The sequence below is a fragment of the Streptosporangium sp. NPDC048886 genome, from assembly GCF_055586905.1.
Window position 1 is genome coordinate 279,675 of record NZ_JBVJHH010000006.1, and the last position, 17,022, is coordinate 296,696.

The 17,022-nt window shown below is 69.9% G+C and carries 19 protein-coding genes and 1 pseudogene; 11 read left to right on the plus strand and 9 right to left on the minus strand.

The window, feature by feature from the left end; genetic code table 11:
* Positions 1-55: 55 nt before the first annotated feature.
* From ACZ6R6_RS09975 to ACZ6R6_RS09985, 3 genes are all read right to left on the minus strand, one after another.
* Positions 56-1,180 (minus strand): hypothetical protein, encoded by a 1,125-nt coding sequence (locus ACZ6R6_RS09975; protein ID WP_470091844.1) that lies wholly within the window; start codon positions 1,178-1,180, stop codon positions 56-58.
* Positions 1,177-2,484: an MFS transporter gene (locus ACZ6R6_RS09980; RefSeq protein WP_470091846.1), complete on the minus strand. Its 1,308-nt coding sequence runs from the start codon at positions 2,482-2,484 to the stop codon at positions 1,177-1,179. The genes ACZ6R6_RS09975 and ACZ6R6_RS09980 overlap by 4 nt, the downstream gene beginning before the upstream one ends.
* A 134-nt stretch (positions 2,485-2,618) precedes the next feature.
* Positions 2,619-2,987, minus strand: coding sequence for a nuclear transport factor 2 family protein (locus ACZ6R6_RS09985; RefSeq protein ID WP_470091848.1), 369 nt, complete (start codon positions 2,985-2,987; stop codon positions 2,619-2,621).
* Positions 2,988-3,309: 322 nt separating this feature from the next.
* Here ACZ6R6_RS09985 and ACZ6R6_RS09990 point away from each other — a divergent pair, with 322 nt between their 5' ends.
* Together ACZ6R6_RS09990 and ACZ6R6_RS09995 are read left to right on the plus strand one after the other, a co-directional pair.
* Positions 3,310-3,816, plus strand: coding sequence for a tetratricopeptide repeat protein (locus ACZ6R6_RS09990; RefSeq protein ID WP_470091850.1), 507 nt, complete (start codon positions 3,310-3,312; stop codon positions 3,814-3,816).
* A gap of 155 nt (positions 3,817-3,971) precedes the next feature.
* Positions 3,972-5,208, plus strand: a pseudogene (locus ACZ6R6_RS09995) (IS701 family transposase).
* Positions 5,209-5,229: 21 nt separating this feature from the next.
* Here the strand turns inward: ACZ6R6_RS09995 and ACZ6R6_RS10000 are convergent.
* The gene (locus ACZ6R6_RS10000; protein WP_470091852.1) at positions 5,230-5,694 is read right to left on the minus strand and encodes a MarR family winged helix-turn-helix transcriptional regulator; all 465 of its coding nucleotides are present in this window, start codon (positions 5,692-5,694) and stop codon (positions 5,230-5,232) included.
* 79 nt (positions 5,695-5,773) lie between these two features.
* On the opposite strand from ACZ6R6_RS10000, the gene wrbA reads away from it, so the two are divergent.
* Positions 5,774-6,454, plus strand: a complete 681-nt coding sequence (gene wrbA / locus ACZ6R6_RS10005; RefSeq protein WP_470091854.1) for an NAD(P)H:quinone oxidoreductase — start codon at positions 5,774-5,776, stop codon at positions 6,452-6,454.
* 25 nt (positions 6,455-6,479) lie between these two features.
* Positions 6,480-7,907, plus strand: a complete 1,428-nt coding sequence (locus ACZ6R6_RS10010) for an MFS transporter (protein ID WP_470091856.1) — start codon at positions 6,480-6,482, stop codon at positions 7,905-7,907.
* 21 nt (positions 7,908-7,928) lie between these two features.
* On the opposite strand, the gene ACZ6R6_RS10015 is transcribed toward ACZ6R6_RS10010, so the two are convergent.
* Entirely contained in the window at positions 7,929-8,438 is a 510-nt protein-coding gene (locus ACZ6R6_RS10015; RefSeq protein ID WP_470091858.1) for a MarR family winged helix-turn-helix transcriptional regulator, read from the minus strand.
* A gap of 51 nt (positions 8,439-8,489) precedes the next feature.
* On the opposite strand from ACZ6R6_RS10015, the gene ACZ6R6_RS10020 reads away from it, so the two are divergent.
* From ACZ6R6_RS10020 to ACZ6R6_RS10040, 5 genes are all read left to right on the plus strand, one after another.
* Complete coding sequence (locus ACZ6R6_RS10020) at positions 8,490-8,903, plus strand: RidA family protein (RefSeq protein WP_470091860.1); 414 nt, start codon at positions 8,490-8,492, stop codon at positions 8,901-8,903.
* A 111-nt stretch (positions 8,904-9,014) separates the two neighbouring features.
* A complete protein-coding gene (locus ACZ6R6_RS10025) occupies positions 9,015-9,440 on the plus strand; it encodes a hypothetical protein (protein WP_470091862.1) in 426 nt (141 codons plus the stop codon).
* 302 nt (positions 9,441-9,742) lie between these two features.
* Positions 9,743-10,810, plus strand: a complete 1,068-nt coding sequence (locus ACZ6R6_RS10030) for a substrate-binding domain-containing protein (RefSeq protein WP_470091864.1) — start codon at positions 9,743-9,745, stop codon at positions 10,808-10,810.
* Positions 10,811-10,989: 179 nt separating this feature from the next.
* On the plus strand, positions 10,990-12,519 hold the full coding sequence (locus ACZ6R6_RS10035) for a sugar ABC transporter ATP-binding protein (RefSeq protein WP_470091866.1): 1,530 nt from the start codon (positions 10,990-10,992) through the stop codon (positions 12,517-12,519).
* Positions 12,516-13,544 carry an ABC transporter permease gene (locus tag ACZ6R6_RS10040; protein WP_470091868.1) on the plus strand — a complete coding sequence of 343 codons (1,029 nt, stop codon included), beginning with the start codon at positions 12,516-12,518 and terminating at the stop codon, positions 13,542-13,544. The genes ACZ6R6_RS10035 and ACZ6R6_RS10040 overlap by 4 nt, the downstream gene beginning before the upstream one ends.
* A 154-nt stretch (positions 13,545-13,698) precedes the next feature.
* On the opposite strand, the gene ACZ6R6_RS10045 is transcribed toward ACZ6R6_RS10040, so the two are convergent.
* The 4 genes from ACZ6R6_RS10045 to ACZ6R6_RS10060 form a co-directional block, all read right to left on the minus strand.
* Positions 13,699-13,944 carry a GNAT family N-acetyltransferase gene (locus ACZ6R6_RS10045; RefSeq protein WP_470091870.1) on the minus strand — a complete coding sequence of 82 codons (246 nt, stop codon included), beginning with the start codon at positions 13,942-13,944 and terminating at the stop codon, positions 13,699-13,701.
* A complete protein-coding gene (locus ACZ6R6_RS10050) occupies positions 13,941-14,234 on the minus strand; it encodes a hypothetical protein (protein WP_470091872.1) in 294 nt (97 codons plus the stop codon). The genes ACZ6R6_RS10045 and ACZ6R6_RS10050 overlap by 4 nt, the downstream gene beginning before the upstream one ends.
* 50 nt (positions 14,235-14,284) lie before the next feature.
* Entirely contained in the window at positions 14,285-14,686 is a 402-nt protein-coding gene (locus ACZ6R6_RS10055; protein WP_470091874.1) for a DUF6355 family natural product biosynthesis protein, read from the minus strand.
* Positions 14,687-15,542: 856 nt separating this feature from the next.
* Positions 15,543-16,127, minus strand: coding sequence for a TetR/AcrR family transcriptional regulator (locus ACZ6R6_RS10060; protein WP_470091876.1), 585 nt, complete (start codon positions 16,125-16,127; stop codon positions 15,543-15,545).
* 86 nt (positions 16,128-16,213) lie between these two features.
* Here ACZ6R6_RS10060 and ACZ6R6_RS10065 point away from each other — a divergent pair, with 86 nt between their 5' ends.
* Positions 16,214-16,339: a hypothetical protein gene (locus ACZ6R6_RS10065; protein WP_470091878.1), complete on the plus strand. Its 126-nt coding sequence runs from the start codon at positions 16,214-16,216 to the stop codon at positions 16,337-16,339.
* 173 nt (positions 16,340-16,512) lie between these two features.
* On the plus strand, positions 16,513-17,022 hold a 510-nt coding region (locus ACZ6R6_RS10070), incomplete at its 3' end, for a DUF2867 domain-containing protein (protein WP_470091880.1).

Below are 17,022 nucleotides of genomic sequence, written 5' to 3' on the forward strand. Positions count from 1 at the left end.
GATCCCCCTCCCGGCGTCACCACGGAGCTCCCGGCGTCACCACGGAGGCGGTGACTCATGGGGGCGCTCCCTCCGCCTTCACCTGGACCCGGTAGAGGCCGTCGGGCAGGTAGGAGAGCGGGTTCACGACCGTGGTGGCGACACGGGCGGATCCGGGGGCCGCTCCAGCGCTCACCACGCGGGTCAGCGCCTCGTCGCGGGCGTCGTCGATCGCCCGGTCGAGCTCGGCGCGGCCCCGGGCGTGCACGATCCGCTCCACCTCGGCGGTGGGCCCGGCCAGCGCCGCCCCGTAGGCCACGGCCAGCTCCGCCCGCTCCGGCACCTGCCAGCCCGGGCCCGCCTCCCGCGCGCGGGGCCCCACCGCGACGCCCCCCGGAGCCTGCACGGACATCGGCAGCGGCACGTTGACCGGGACGCCGGTGTCGCGCCGCCCCCCGGTCCTGGGCACTCCCCCGGCCACGAGACCGGTGCGCACCCTCGTCCCCCGCTCCTGGACCGCGGTGTCGGCCAGCCCGGCCAGCGCCGCGCCGCCGCGCAGCGCGCAGGTGAAGGCGCCCAGATAGCAGACCAGCGGGTAGCGGCGGAAGTAGGGGGCGGAGACCAGGCCCGTCCCGGTCCTGGCGAACAGCAGCGGCGTCCCCGGGAAGTCACGGGCCATCCGGCCGGTGATCCGGCCCGCGATCCGGTCGGCCTCCGGGCCGAGTGCCGCGTTCAGGATCGCGCTGTTCTCCCGCTCCCGCAGCCCGGCCCGGCCGAACTCGTACGACAGGGTGATCCGCGCCCCGGGCACCTCGGCCGTGATGATCTCCGCGACGGCCAGCTCGTGATCGGCCACCACCGGCGAGCCGGTCGCGGTCACCGCGAAGTCCGTCAGGCCGCATCCGGCGGCGAAGCGGGCCACCGCGCCGGCGTCCAGCTCGGCGATCGGCCGCCCGGTGAGGCTGTGGCCGCCCCGGACGACCGTCGCCGTCCCCGAATCCGGCGGCCAGCCCACCAGGGGGCCGAGGCCCGGTGGGCACGGCCCGGCGACCCTGACCGCCGCGACCCGCGCCCGCCGTACCGTGTCGAGGTCCACCGCGACCGACACCGCCCGGGCCGCGCCGGCCGGCTCCGTCAGGGCACCGTCCCGGACGGCCACCACCACCGGCGCGGGCCCTCCGAGATCGACACCGAGGATCATTCCAGGCCGCGTCCCTCGGTCTCCGGCAGCGGCACGGCCAGCAGCGCCGTCACCACCATGAACGCGTTGATCACCAGCATGGTCGCGGTGAAGCCGGTGGCATGGGCCAGCAGCACCCCCACCGCGGACGGGGCGACGGTGGTGGCCACCAGTTGGGAGGCGGTCGCCCACGAGTAACCGGTGCCGCGCAGCGCGGTCGGGTAGAACTCGCCGTTCCAGGTGTTCCACACGCCCCAGGCGCCCAGGCTGAAGAACGACAGGACGAAGTTGCCCACGTAGAGGCCGGTCATCGTGGACGCGGTGGCGAAACCCAGCCCGCCGAGGGCCGCGGCCACCACGTAGACCAGGAAGACCTTCTTGCGGCCGAAGCGGCCGGTGAGCAGCGACGCGCTGACGTAGCCGGGGATCATCATGAGCGCGCTGAGCGCCGCGAAGCCGAGGCTCGCGTCCATGCTCAGGCCCTTCTGCTGCAGCAACGTGGGCAGCCAGGTCTGCAGGCCCCAGTAGCCCCAGTTGAAGGCGAAATTGAGCAGCAGCATCACCACGGTGATCATGCGGAGCCTGCCGCGCAGCAGGTCCAGCGGGTGGCCGGCGCGCTCGGTGGTGACCGTGAAGACCGCGTCGGCGTCGGGGCTGCCCAGCTCGCGCAGCACCGCCCGGGCCTCGTCCTGGCGGCCCCTGGCGGCCAGCCAGTAGGGCGACTCGGGCACCCAGGCCCTGATCGCGAACGCCCACAGGCCCGCCACCGCGCTGGCGACGACGACCACGTGCCATCCGAGGTCGCCCAGCCAGACCGAGGCGCCGATGGCGGCCAGCATGCCGATCGGCCAGCCGATCGACAGGTAGACCGCCGCCCGGCCCCGGCTCCTGGTGGGCAGCAGCTCCAGGAAATAGGGGAAGGTGACGGTGTAGACCCCCGCCAGGGCGAGCCCCGAGGCCACCCGCAGCGCGATCAGGGTCTCCACGTTCGGCGCGAACGCCGAGGCCAGCGCGATCACCCCGTAGGCGGCCAGGGACCAGAAGCAGGCGGGCCGGCGGCCGATCCGGTCGGCGACCGGCCCCCACACCAGCGCGCCGGGGATCATGCCGAACGCGACGGCCGACAGCACCAGTCCGATCCCGGCCTCGTCGACGCCGAAGGCCGTGCCGAGGTCTCCGGACACGTAGATGAGAGCGAGCTGTTCCCAGGACTCGATGACGAACGCGACGAACAGCGCCAGCGCGATCAGGACGTGTCTGCGGGTGAACGGCATCCGGTCGAAGGCGGCGCCGATGGGCAGCGTCCGGGTTTCGGTGGCGGTCATGGGGCTCCTCGGGAGGGGGGCGCGAAGTCTTGCCGCACCATAGGTCCAGCCCCCTCCGGAAGAACTGTGCACTCCGCCCGCCGGACCCGGCACCAGGCGTGCACCAGGCCCTGTCGCTTCAGGATATCCGCAGGTCAGACCGTGTTCTCATGGATGTGCACGATGAGCCACTCCCCCTCGACGAGCCGCAGCACCGCGGTGGTCCGCACGATCTCCGGCTCTCCCTCGGCGAAGTCCACGCGGAGCAGGTAGCGGGCCAGGGCCGTCTCCCCCCAGACGTCGACGACCTCGTCGTGGGCGCGCACCCCGGTCTCCTGCGGGCCGTCGGCGGGCCGGGCGTCCCGGACCTCGTCCAGCTGCGCCAGGCTGGTGATCAGCGCGGGGTCCGCCGAGTCCCAGATCGTCGCCTCCGGGTGCAGCAGCCGGTCGATCCCGGCCCGGTCACCGCGCCGGTAGGCGTCGTACATCGCGGTGATGACCGCCCAGACGGCTTCGCGTGCCACTTTCACGTCTCCCTTTCAGAGTGGTTGCCTTCACACGGTATGGGTATACCGGAGCGATCTTCGCCCTTTACAAAGTAGATCCATCGTAGAAGGTCCGGCGACCGAGCGACCCCACGCGACGCCCGCCGACGCCTGTCGTGCCGGACAGCCGATGTCTGTCGGCACGGACGGATCGTCGACACCCTTCGCCGTTCCCGCACCCCGAACGGCTCAGCACCCACTCGTCTAGTACTCCAGTGACACTTCGCGATCTTGTGCGTTGAGGTGGCATGAAGGTGGTCGCCACGCTCGCCCAAGTCCTTAACGCGCCTAATGTTTGGCTGTGCTATTCCAAGAAATCAGCCAGCTCATCGCCTACGACGAACGGCAACGGATGGTCCCCAGCGATCGCGATCGGCTCACCGCACTCGTCGACTCGGCCCGCGCTCAGAGCCCCACCGACTACACCACGCTGCGCGCTCTGGGGATCGGGCTGCTGGTTCTGGGCGAGTACGGCGACGCGATCCACTACCTCAACCGCGCGCTCGACCTAGCGGAGACGAGCGGCAGGCGGATCGCCGCGTCAATCAATCTGGCCGACGCCTATCGCTACTCAGGCGACGCAGCAACCTCGGAAACTCTCTGCCGCACGATGCTCACCCTTGCAAGGGAAGAAGTACCCGAGATGTTGTACTTCCCACTCCAGCATCTCGGAAAGACCCTCATTGACCTGGATCGCAGACAGGAGGCGCGCCAGGTGCTGCAGGAGGCCCTGGCGCTGCGCATGACCGAAGGCGACCCCGAGCTGATCGCCAGAAGCCAAGCGGCCCTACGACTCCTCGACACTTAATGCTTGGTAACACTCCGCGATCTTGAGGAGGTTGTGTCACATGGCGACGGCCACCGCATGATCATTTGGAGTTTGTGAAGACAACCAAAGATCATGCGGTGGCTGCGAGCCACAGCGTAGACCCTGATGCCTGGATGGTCATCTTCAACGAGATGATGGCCCAGATCGCCGGCCGGTTCGGCCGTATCGAACCGCGTCGCACCGCGTCGCACCGCCACCGCTTACGTCCGTGGACTGCTGGCCGACCTCGACCGCAAAAACTGCTGGAACCTGGCTGAGCACGCCGCCGTCAATGGCCCGCAGGCTCTGCAGCGGCTGCTACGCACTGCCCGGTGGGACGCTGATGCGCTACGCGATGACGTTCGTTCCTTCGTCGTCGACCGGCTCGGCCCCGATGGCGTGCTGATCGTGGATGAGACCGGCTTCGTCAAGAAGGGAACGCACTCGGCAGGAGTACAGCGCCAATACAGCGGCACCGCGGGCCGGATCGAGAACTGCCAGATCGGTGTGTTCCTGGCGTATGCCACCGCGCGCGGCCGGGCGCTGCTGGACCGGCGGCTCTACCTGCCCGAGCACTCCTGGCTGGCCGACCCCGACCGCTGCCACGCGTCTGGCATCCCGGCCGAGACAGGCTTTGCCACCAAACCCGCCCTGGCCACGCAGATGGTCTTGGCCGCGTTGGACGCGGGCGTGCAGGCCTCGTGGGTGAGCGGTGATGAGGTCTATGGCCAAGACCCGCGCCTGCGCGCGGCCTTGGAGACGCATCAGAAGGGCTATGTGCTGGCCATCGCCGGCAACCGGCGCATGGACCTGGAGAGCGTCCAGGTGAGCGCGGCCCAAGCCGCCGCACGGGTGGCCGATCGGCACTGGCACCGCTATAGCGCCGGAGCTGGCGCCAAGGGACAGCGCCTGTATGCCTGGGCCTGGGCCCGCATCGACACCGACCGGTCCGGCTGGCGGTGGCTGCTGATCCGCCGCCACCCGGCCACCGGAGAACTGGCCTTCTACCGCTGCTACGCCCCCACCTGGCAGCCGTTGATGAGCCTGGTACGCGTCGCGGGTATCCGCTGGGCGGTGGAGGAATCCTTCCAAGCTGCCAAGGGCCAGGTCGGCCTAGACCACTACCAGGTGCGCGGCTGGACGCCCTGGCACTGGCACATCACCCTGGCCATGCTCGCCCTGGCGCTCCTGGCAGCCATCGCCGCCGTCCAGCCACCCGACACCGCAGACGACCACATCCCACTGACGCTGCCCGAGATCCGCCGACTGCTGGCCGCACTCCTGCTGACCCGGCACCGCTCGATTACGGACATCCTGCGCTGGTCAAAGTGGCGCCGTCGTCACCAAGCAACAGCCCGCCACTGCCACTACCAGCGCAGATCTCAACCATGATCGCGAAGTGTCACTGGAGTACTAGACCGTGCCGGCGGCCGGGCGGGGGGCGGGGCGCCTGGTGTCCACGTTGCCGGTCAAGGCCTTGAGGATGCCGGGCAGTTCCGCCACCGTTTCGGCGGGCAGGCCGGTCACGGTCTCCTCCGCCAGGGCGCACCACAGCCGCTTGACCTGGTCGGCGAGCGCCTTGCCGCTGTCGGTGAGTTCGACGACGCTGGCGCGCTTGTCGGAGGGGGCGGGTCTGCGGCGGATGTGGCCGGCGGCTTCGAGCTTGCGCGTCATGAGCGTGACGCTGGGCGGCTCGCAGCCGAGCGCCTCGCTGAGCTGGGCCTGGATCATCGGGCCGGTCCGGGCGAGTTCGAGCAGGAGCGCCTCCTGCCCGGGGTGCAGGCCGAGCGGGGCCAGCAGCGCGGCGGCCCTGGCCCGGTGGCGCAGGCTCAGCAGGCGGATGGCCTGGTTGAGGGCGTCGGCTTGCTCGAAGTCCATGGGCTCTCCTTGACCGAATTAGTTATGTGCGTAATATTTATCCGCGTAACTAATCCTACATGACCTCGAGGGAGCCGACATGACCGTGAAGGTCGCCGTCATCTACTACAGCGCGACAGGCAATGTGCACGCACTGGCGCAGGCCGTCGCCGAGGGCGCCGCCTCGGCCGGGGCCGAGGTACGGCTGCGGCGGGTCGCCGAACTGGCGTCCGACAGCGCGATCGCCCAGAACCCGCAGTGGCGGCAGCACGCCGACGCCACCACGTCGATCGCCCAGGCCTCGGTCGAGGACCTGGCGTGGGCCGACGCGTTCGCGTTCGGGACGCCGACGCGGTTCGGCGCACCGGCCGCGCAGCTCAAGCAGTTCATCGACCAGGCCGGCGGGCTGTGGCAGGAAGGGGGACTGGCCGACAAGCCGGTGACCGCGTTCACCTCGGCGTTCAACCGGCACGGCGGCAGCGAGGCCACGATCTTGTCGCTGGGCAATGTCTTCTACCACTGGGGGGCACTGATCGTCCCGCCCGGATTCACCGATCCGGTCGTGTACGCCGCCGGCGGCAACCCCTACGGCACGTCGTTCGTGACCGGCCCGTCCGGAGACGGCCCGGACACCGCGGCGCTGGAAGCGGCCAGGTACCAGGGACGGCGGCTGGCCCGGATCACGATCCGGCTGCTGGGGGGCGGCCACGTCACCGACGCCGCCGCGGACGACGGGGACCCCCGCGGAGCCATGGCCGGGACGACCTCCCACACCGCGTGAGCGACGGATCGACAAGGAGGAAGTCATGACAAGCACCAGCACCGCGTCCCAGCGGGCCAGGCCGCAGGCCGGCCTCGCCTGGTTGGTCCTGTCACTGGCGTGTGCCTGCCAGTTCATGGTGATCCTGGACGCGTCCATCGTCAACGTCGCCCTGCCCGCGGTCCGCGAGGACCTCGGCTTCACACCGACCGGCCTGGCCTGGGTGGTGAACGGCTACCTGCTCGCCTTCGCCGGCTTCATGCTGCTGGGTGGCCGCGCCACCGACCTGTTCGGCCCGCGCCGGATGCTGGTCGCCGGGCTGTTGTCGTTCTCCGTCTCGAGTCTGGTCGGCGGCCTGGCGACCGCTCCGGAGGTCCTGGTGGCGGCCCGCGTCGCGCAGGGCGTCGGAGCGGCCATGATGGCCCCGGCGACGCTGGCCGTGATCAACACCTTCTTCACCGAGCCGGGCGCGCGCGCCAAGGCGTTCGGCGCGTGGTCCGCCTCGGGCGGTGTGGGCGGGATGGCCGGCGCGGTCGCGGGCGGCGCCCTCACGACCGGACTGTCGTGGCGGTGGGTCTTCCTCATCAACGTGCCGATCGGCGCGGTGCTGATCGTAGTGGCCATGATGTCGCTGGCCGGCGCACGGGCCGGCCGGCGGGAATCGCTCGACCTCACCGGCGCGGTCACGGGGACGGCGGGGCTGGCCGCGCTGATCTACGGGGTCATGCAGAGCGCCGATCACGGCTGGTCGTCCGGGCTGGTCGTCGGGCCGGTGGTGGCGGGCCTGCTCCTGCTCGCCGTCTTCACCGTGGTGGAGGCGCGTTTCGCCACCCAGCCGATGATGCCCCTGCGGCTGTTGCGGATCCGGGGGGTGGCCGTCGCCAACGGCATGCTGCTGCTGTTCGGCGGAATCGCCATCGCGATGTGGTACTTCACGTCGCTCTTCCTGCAGAACGTGCTCGGCTTCAGCGCGCTTCAGGCCGGGCTCGGGCAGACACCCGCGGCAGTGATGTTCATGCTGGTCGCGCGATGGGCCGCCACCCTGCTGCCGCGGACCGGTGTGCGGCCCCTGGTGCTGGCCGGCAGCGCCTGTTTCCTGGCCGGTTTCGGCTGGCTCTCCCTGGCCCACGCCGGCAGCGGCTACCTCACCAGCGTGCTCGGTCCTACGCTGCTCATCGCGGCCGGCATCGGGCTGACCTTCCCCACCCTCATGGCCGCGGCGACCGCCGACGTTCCCGAGGGTGACGCGGGGATCATCGGCGGCCTGGCCAACACCGCCAGCCAGGTGGGCGGGTCGATCGGCCTGGCGGTGCTCGCGACGGCCGCCGGCGCCAGAACCGCGTCGGAGGCCGGCGGGAGTTCCCCGGCCGACGCCCTCGCCGTCGGCTACGACCTGGTCTTCCTCATGGCGGCCGGGCTCGGCCTGGCCATCGCGGCGGTCAGCCTGCTGCTGCCGCGGCACCGGCGCGGCTGACCGCCGCCGCCCGCCCGTTGGTCACTCCGGACGTGCTCGGACCCGGTCGCGGGCCACGCCCGTCCGCGGACCCGGCGGCGGCTTACGCGGACCGGTCCCGCTGACGATCTCCTCGCGGGTGAGCCGCGACAGCGTCCGTACGGCGCGCAGGAAGCTCTCGCGCTCACCCTCGGGCAGCCGGGCGAGCAGGCGGTCCTCGTTGGCCTGGATACCGGCCTGTACCGATCGGCAGACCTCGCCGCCCCGAGCAGTGATCGCGAGGACGCGTGCCCGCCGGTCCCGGGGGTCGGGATCGCGGGTGATGAGCCCGGCATCCTGCAGCCTGTCGAGGGTGCTGATGATCCGGGTCTTGTCGGCGCCGATCGCCTCCGCCAGGGCGGCCTGGGTGCGCACGGCGTTGCCCTCGAGGGCGGCGAGCACCGCGTACGCCCACATGGAGATCCCGTGCGCGGCCAGCACGGGCTGCTCGGCGGCGATGAGCGACTGCACCAGGGGGTGCAGCATCGCGGCGAGGTCGCGGCGATCTTTCATGGAGTAATAATACGCGTTGACAGATTATAAGCCAATGTAGATCATATGCGAATGCCTACTAATTCCGGCGTCCGCCTGATCCGCAACAGCCGCCTCACCCAGGCGGTCGACTACGCCTACGCCGCCGTCACGGACGCGCCCGTGCGCTCCATCTGGGTGGCCGGCGCGTGCCCCCTCGACCTCGACGGCAACACCGTCGCCGTCGGCGACTACGCCGGCCAGACCCACCAGGTGATGCGCAACCTCGTGACCGCCCTGGAGGACGCCGGCGCGTCACTGACCGACGTCGCCAAGACCACCGTGTACGTGGCCTCCTCCCGCCAGGCCGACCTGGTCGCCGCCTGGGAGGTCTACCGCGAGTACATGGGCGGGCACGACGTGCCCAGCACGCTGCTCGGCGTCGCCGCGCTCGGCTACAACGACCAACTGGTCGAGGTCGAGGCCGTGGCGGTGATTCCCGGCTGATGGCCGCCCGACCTCCGGGCGTGGCGAGATCCGCGCCACGCCCAACCGGATCCTGGCCCTGACAGCCGCCCGCACGCCCGCCGCGACCGGGTCAAGGGCAAACACCTCATCGTGCAACTGCGCCTGTCCGACACCGGCGCGGAAGACCTGTCGTGGACCGGCGAGATGGGCGACGACACCCGCCCGCTCGACCGGATCCTGGGGGCCTCCGGCATAGGCGTCCTCGACACGGCGGCCCGCGTGTGGCTCCTGCCGTACCGGCCGAAGGACTCCCCCTGCCTGTGCAGCGACCAGGAGCGCGACGATCTCGGCTATTCCATCGAGCCCAACCGGTCGGTCACCGCGCACTCCGAGTCGCCGGACAGGTCGGAGACCGCCGACGACGGCGACGACCTCCGGGTCAGCCTCTCCTCCGACGTGCTGTCCGCGGTGAACAGGGCCACCGGCGAGGCCGAGGGCCGGCCGATCGCCTATGTCGGCCTGATAATTCCGGTCGCCGACATCCAACGGGACGCCACGAGTCGCAGCCCGCGCTGATTGATCGTCCGAGTCGGGTCACATGTCGCCGGACCGGCCTGCTCCATGAAACTCCCTCAGCCGGTGAGGGCTGTGGATGGACCGTTCCGATATGGGCCGCAGCCACATCGAACATTGTCCAATACCTCCTCAACCGGAGTCATGGATATGAATGGGCTCCTCATGAGAATTGCGGCGACGGCGCGCGATGTGGCGCTGATGTTAAACCGTTACGAGTGTGGACTTGATGGAATCTGATGGATTGCGTCTACATTAAGGCCGCAGGATGTTCGGAAGTGAAGGACCCTACAAGGGAGCCCACCATGTCCCTGTTATCGTTACGGCGCGGAAAGGCCGTCCTGGCGGCAGTCCTGACGGCGGAGCTGGTGGCGGGTCTGGCCGCGTGCTCGTCGGGAAAAGAGGAGACCGCCGTGCAGACCGGCGGCCAGCCCGAGCAGGACGACGGCAAGATCTCCATCGCGTACCTGCAGAAGCAGGGGGACCAGGAATACTTCCTCGGCGAGGCGGAGGGAGCCAGGGCGAAGGCCCAGGAGCTGGGGGCCGAGCTGAAGGTCGTCGACCTGGGCGAGGACGCCAACAAGGCGGTCAGCGAGGCGCAGGCGGCGATCGGCCAGAAGACCGACGGGATCATCATCGTGGTGCCGGCGCCCGCGGTCGGGCCGCAGATCGTCCAGCTGGCCAAGTCGGCGGGCGTCCCGCTGCTCACCTCCGACGACCAGGTGTGCGTCGACGGTCCGGACCCCTCGGCCTGCGCCAAGGACAAGCTGGTCCCACGGGTCGGGTTCAGCGGCGCGCAGATGGGCGAGCAGGTCGGCAGACGTGCCGGCGAGGAGTTCGCCAAGCTCGGCTGGGAAGCCGGGGACACCGCGGTCATCACCGCCTGGCAGCAGGACGTGACGGTCTGCACCGACCGTGTCAAGGCTGCCGTGCCGGCGTTCAAGGCCGCTGCCGGCGTCTCCGACATCAAGGTCCTCGAAGTCGGGACCGACAACAGCCCGACCGGTGCGCAGGACAAGGTGGCGGCCACCGTCAGCGGCAACCGTTCGATCAAGCACTGGGTGATGCTGGGCTGCAACGACGAGAACGTCTCGGGCGGTGTCACCGCGATGCAGAACGCCGGCATCAAGCCGGATGACATCATCGGCGTCGGGCTCGGCGCCTATCTGGCCTGCAAGGACTGGAACAGCGGCAAGCCCACCGGCATGCGCGCCGCCTTGTTCATCAACGGCTACGAGGTGGGCAGGCTGGCCGTTCAGACGATGCACGACAACATCAAGAACAGCACGCCGATGCCCCCGGAGGCGTTCGCCCCGACCAAGATGGTCGACGCGGGCAACTGGCAGGCCGAAGGACTCAAGTGCAGCGCCTGACGTAGCTCGCAGAGCGATGTTCTCCGCTCCCCGTCCCTGTTCTGCCCGCGCGCAGGACGGAGCTGTCCACTCCCCCATCCCCCAAGGAGACAGCTTGCGTACGTTTCGACGGCCGGCGTCAGGTCTGGTGGCCACCGCCCTGCCGGGCGCCGGCCTGGTCGAACAGTGAGAGGCAGCGCATGACCGAACCGCACTCCGGTGGGCTCCGCGTCGAGGGCGTCACCAAACACTTCGGAGCAGTGCAGGCCCTGCGTGAGGTGACGCTCGACTTCCCGGCGGGCCAGGTGACGGCCCTGATGGGAGAGAACGGCGCGGGCAAGTCCACTCTGATCAGAATCATCAACGGCGACCATCTGCCCGACAGCGGCTCGGCAGAGCTGGACGGACGCCGTCTCGTCCTCCGGAACCCGGGCGACGCCCGCGAGGCCGGCATCCGGGTGATCGCGCAGGAGCCGGAGATCATTCCGCATGTGTCGGTGGCCGAAAACGTCTACGTGGGAGCGCTGCCCCGGCGCGGCCGATTCCTCGACCGCGCGTCGCTTCACGCCCGGATGCGGGCAGACCTCCGCAAGGCTGGCTTCGAGCGGGCGCTCGACCCCGAGGCGCCGGGCTCGTCGCTGACAGCGGCGCAGCGCCAGCTGGTGGAGATTTTACGGGCGCTGTCCACCGACGCGCGGGTCCTCGCCTTCGATGAGCCGACCTCGTCGCTGGGCGAGGCGGAGGTCGAGGCGCTCTTTGCGCTCATCGGCAGGCTCCGGGAGCAGGGCCTGGCCATCATCTACGTCTCCCACCGGCTTCAGGAGATCTTCCGGCTGGCCGACCGCATCGCGGTGCTCCGCGACGGAGCCCTGGTCGGGGTCCGCCCCGCCGCGGCAACCTCCGAGGCCGAGCTGGTGCGCATGATGGTGGGCCGCGATCTGTCGGCGATGTTCGCCAGGGATCGCGCGGTGACCGGCCGAGCGGTGCTGGAGGTGGACCGCGTCACGACCGACGCGGTCCGCGACGTCACCCTCCGTGTGCACACGGGGGAAGTGGTGGCGCTGGCCGGACTGGTGGGCGCGGGCCGCTCGGAGCTGGCCGGTGCGCTGGTCGGCGATCTACCGATCAGGTCCGGGCGGGTGCTGGTGGACGGCCGGCCGCTGCGGCTGCGCCAGCCGCGGGACGCGGTGCGCGCGGGCATCGGCTTCGCTCCCGAGGAGCGCAAGGCGCAGGCGCTCTTCCTCGCCCGCTCGGTGCGTGACAACACGACGCTGGCGGTGCTCGACAGGCTACGTCGGCTGCGGTTCGTCCGGAGAGGCGAGGAACGCCGCCTGGCCCAGGAGTACGCCGACCGGTTGCGAGTGCGCGTTCCCACGATCGAACACGAGGTGGGCCGACTCTCGGGTGGCAACCAGCAGAAGGTGGTGCTCGCCCGGTGGCTGGCCCGTAGGCCCGCGGTGCTGATCCTTGACGAGCCGACCCGCGGCGTCGACGTCGGGGCCAAGGCCGAGATCTACCGCATCATCGCCGACCTGGCCCAGGAAGGTGTCGGCATCCTGGTCGTCTCCTCCGAACTGCCCGAGGTGCTCGGCCTGGCAGACCGGATCCTGGTGATGCAGAACGGCAGGGTCACCGGGGAACTGGACCGCGCCGACGCCTCCGAGGAACGGATTCTCACCCTCGCCATGGCCGACGACCTGACCACGTCCGTTTCCGGAGGTACCGCATGACTCACCGGCCCCTCACCGCCGAGCGGGCGGCGTCCAGGTCCGCCAGGCCCGCCGTCTCCCGCGCGCTGGGCGCGGTGGGCGCGCAGAATCTCATCCTTCTCCTGGCGATCGTCGTTGTGGCCACGCTCTTCTGGGCCATCGACCCGGGCTATCTCGCGTGGAGCAACATCCGGGTGATCGGCGACGCGGTCACGATCGCCGGGTTGCTCGCCGTGGTTCAGACGGTGGTCATCATCTGCGGCGCGTTGGACATCTCCGTCGGCTCCGCGACCGGAGTCGCATCCGTCGTCAGCGCTATGGTTTTCATGGCCACCGACCGTGATCCGGCGGCCGGCATCGCCGCCGCACTCGCGGTCGGCGTGCTGCTCGGCGTGGTCAACGGCCTGATCATCGTGTACGGCAGGGTCAACCCGGTGATCGCGACCCTGGCCACGCTGGCGGCGTACAAGGGGCTGGCCCAGCTCCTGTCGAACGGCGCGGCCCAGGGTTACGTGCTGGGCGACGACGTGTTCGTCTTCATCTCACGGGGCGGCCTGCTCGGCCTGCCCATCCTGGTGTGGATCCTGGCCGTGGTCGCACTTGGTGTCCATATCCTGCTCAAATACACCGATATCGGGCGGAACATCTACGCCATCGGCGGCAACGACACCGCCGCGCGGCTGGCGGGGATCGACATCAACAAATACCTGATCGCCGTCTACGCGCTGGCGGGGCTGGTCGCCGCGGTCGCCGGGGTCATCCTCACCGCCCGCATCGGCTCCGGTCACCCCACCTCGGGAAGCGCCGGGCTCGAACTCAAGGCGATCACCGCCGCCGCGCTCGGCGGCTGCGCGCTCAAGGGCGGCAAGGGCGGTGTGGGCGGCACGCTGCTGGCGGTGGTGCTGCTCGGCGCGCTGGACAACGGCCTGACCTTCCACGGCGTCAGCACCTTCTGGCAGAACGTGGCCCAGGGGGCGCTGCTGGTCATCGCGGTGGTCATCCAGCAGAGGCGCAGCGGTGAGCGCGCCGTGGGCCTGCCCACCTGACAGGAGGGCACTCAGAGCCGGCGCGGCGACAGACAGCCGCAGCTCCGGAGGCCCGGCACAGCTCGCGCACCTCATGCTCCGGCTCGGCCCGTCCCCACCAGAGGCTTTGCCTCTGTCTGCCACGACGCAGGACCGTCACGGAGCTGAGGTCCACTCAGCTTCCGGCTCCGGCGCGGGTGAAGACATGCGAGCGGCCGATCGGGCTGAAGCCCCGGCGGGCGTACCAGGTGTGCGGCCAGTCGTCGGGGTCGGCGAGCAAGAAGACCAGGTCGTGGACCGAAGCGTGTTGCAGGGCGGTGCGGAGGATGGTGTCCGCGTAACCGCGCCGGACGTGGGTGTCGGCGGTGACGACGGTCTGCGCGGGCGCACCGGGGACGGGGGCGGTGCCGGAGTAGGTCATGACGAGCTCGATCTCGTGGGCATAGCCGGCTGCGGTGAGGCGAGCGCGCAGAAGATGCCGACGGCGTCGTCGAGGACCGTGATCCGACGGTGGCGCAGGTGGCCGAGAGCCGTATCGGCCAGAGCCGGGAGGTCGGAGGGAGCCGTCGGCCCCTCGATGACGAGCTGGTTGTGCTCGTGGGATGCCGCGTACTCCTGGTCCAGGACCGCCACGCCGCCGGGAATCTCGGTCACCGCAGCGGCCTGGCACCGGGCGAAGGCCGCGATGCGCTGGAGATCCGTGGCTGACATGCGATCGGTCTATGGATCGATGCCACCCTGGAGTGATCGTTGAGAGAACCTCAGTGGGGGGTGTGCCCCGTCCGGTCGCCCCGGCGGCACCCGGCTCCACCGATGTAGTACGCATTCAGTATGTTGCCGTAAAAGCCCAGTAGCGTGTTGCCGGGGCCGACGCACAGGTGGTAGTCGTTCGTACTACCGCCCCCGCTGACGTCGACATGCACGAGAATGGTCGTCGGCCCGCAATGGCCGTATACGGCGAATCGCGTCTGTCTTACCTGGTTGACGAAGAAACCGCACCGGGGTGCGTCCGCGCTTTCCTGTCGGGCCGCCGGGCTATTTGCCGGCGCGGCGTGGGCCGGGCTCGCGGACGTCGCCATCATGCCCGCGACGAGCACGGCCGAGGCCACCGCGGAAACGGCCCGCAGTTGTGACTGATCAGTGGTGGAAGACAGAAGCCCCATGGATTCGAATGTACGCGAGAGTTTCCGGATGCGCGGAGAATTCCGACCATCATAATTCCGCAGATTGGGCCGATACAGTTAGCTTTGCGGGGAATTATGAGGTGGCTACCGGACCTTTTCATCCGTTCCTCGTCCTACTGCACGCCAGGGCCGGGTCCGAGAAAGGCGGTGAGGGGGCGGCGATCCTGAGGGCCGACAGTGACCATTCGGCTGTCTCGGAGCAGCAGAAGGGAGCGGCCGTCACACGGCGGGTGGCCACGTCGGGGGTGCTGAGGACCGTCGTGACGAGCCCGCACAAGGTGGCGCTCGCCAGCAGTGCCGCCATTGAGCGGAAGACCAGCGAGACTCTCCGAAGGCTACCGCTTCCGGACCTCTCCGCTCTGTCATGCGCCCGACGTACCCAGGCGAGCGGAGCCGCTTGGGTGCTGGGCCCTGTTTCGTGGATCACTGTTGAGCATGGCCCGTGTTCTTTGGGCCTTGCATTCCTCGCGCTTCGCGCGGTTCGGACTCGGGCTCTGTTTCTTTGAGGCTTTGCCCCAAACCCCAGGTGGGGGGCCTTCCGGCCCCTCATACTCCCCGGCCGCCGATCAACTCGCCTGACGCGGCGCCGACCATATGGCTGGACAGAACACATGGTTCGTCGCCATGAACCGACACCGGCGTTGATGAGGTGCCGGGCCAGGCGATGGCCGTGAACATGTCCAGCGCCCGAGTGACCAGCGCTACTCGAAGCGTGCGACCTCGTGTCGCGACCGAACGTGTCGCCGGCCGCCGACCAGCGTGCCACACGTCCGCGACGGCGTCGCGGACGGAGGAGCGCCAAGCGGCCGGCGGCACCCCGTCGGCGCCGGGCCGGTCAGTGGCTGTGGTCGCTGCGGGGGCGGTCGAGCAGCAGGTCGGCGGCGCGGGCAAGGACCTGGGCCCGGGTGCGGTCACCGTGGTCGGCGGCGAGGAAGTGCTCGCCGATCGCCACGCAGAAGGCGAGCATGCTGCGGGCCTCGACCTCGTCGGCATCGGAGCAGAAGGTGCCGATCAGTTCGCGCAACAGCGCCATGCGCCGGTTGTCCACCCGTCGCAAGCGCCCGGCGACCGCCTCGTCGCGCCGGGCCCAGTCTCGGATCGCGAGGTCGATGGGCAGCAGGCGGTCGCTGGAGAAGGTGAGCACGCCCGCGCGCTGGATCTTGGCCCTCGGGTCGCCGCCCTCGCGCTCGACGCGGTCGATCACCTCGTCGGTGCTCTCCCGTTCCCAGGTCTCCAGCATCGCCTTCAGCAGCGCGTCGCGGTCGGCGAAGAATCCGTAGAACCCGCCTTTCGTGACGCCGAGCTTCTTGGCCAGCGCCTCGACGCGGACGGCGTCCGGGCCGCCGGCGGCCAGCGCCTGCAGCCCCTCCTCGATCCAGCTGTCACGCGGCGTGCGGGTCGCGCCCATGATGTGCCTCACCTCACCTCTCCACCGTGTATACGCCACCGTATAAATAGACTATCCTCTAATTATACGGTTACGTATATACAAACGGAGACAGTGAGATGACCAGCGGCCTTGTCGCCTTCCACCATCCGCAGGCCGAGTGCTTCAACAAGCTCGTCGCCGGCGCGCCCCAGGCATGCGAGATGTTGCAGGCAAGACCGGGATGCCATTCCGCCGAGGACTGAGCGACCCAGCGGGCGACGCCGGCGCCCCGACCGCCCGACCCGGGTTCGACGAGACCATCCGACCCGCGCCGCCCGCCGCTGGCAGCCTGGACTCGGTCGTCGGCGCCGAACCGCCAACGAAAGACACGCCGAGTTCCTACCCTCCTGTAGCGGTAAGAGAGGTGGTTGCGGCCATGAGGATTCCGAACACTGCGCACACCCGTCACCCCTGGCGGATCCACGAGATCACTAGCAATTTCCGGCTCGAGGATGTCTGGGTGATTCGCACGCCCGGCGCCGGGCCGGACGACTTTCCCACGATGCTCGCCGCGATGCAGTCCTTCGGCGACTCTGTGAGAGACCCCCTGCTCCTCCGGTTGCTGTTCGCGGTGCGCTGGAAGCTCGGCACTCTCTTGGGATGGGACAGACCCGAGGCGGGCATCGGGACGCGGGTCCCGTCACTAAGCGACCACCTGCCGGGCGACCTCCGCGAGGCTCCACGTGGCTCAGACGTGGGGTTCGCGCCGTTCATCCCGGTGTACGAGCTCGACAACGAGTGCACCCTCGAACTGGCGAACAAGACGGTCCACACGATCATGCACCTGGGGTGGGCGCCGGCCGCGGGCGGCGGGCACGAGCTCCGCATGGCGGTCCTCGTGAACCCCAACGGCCTGCCAGGGCGGCTGTACATGGCCGCCATCGCG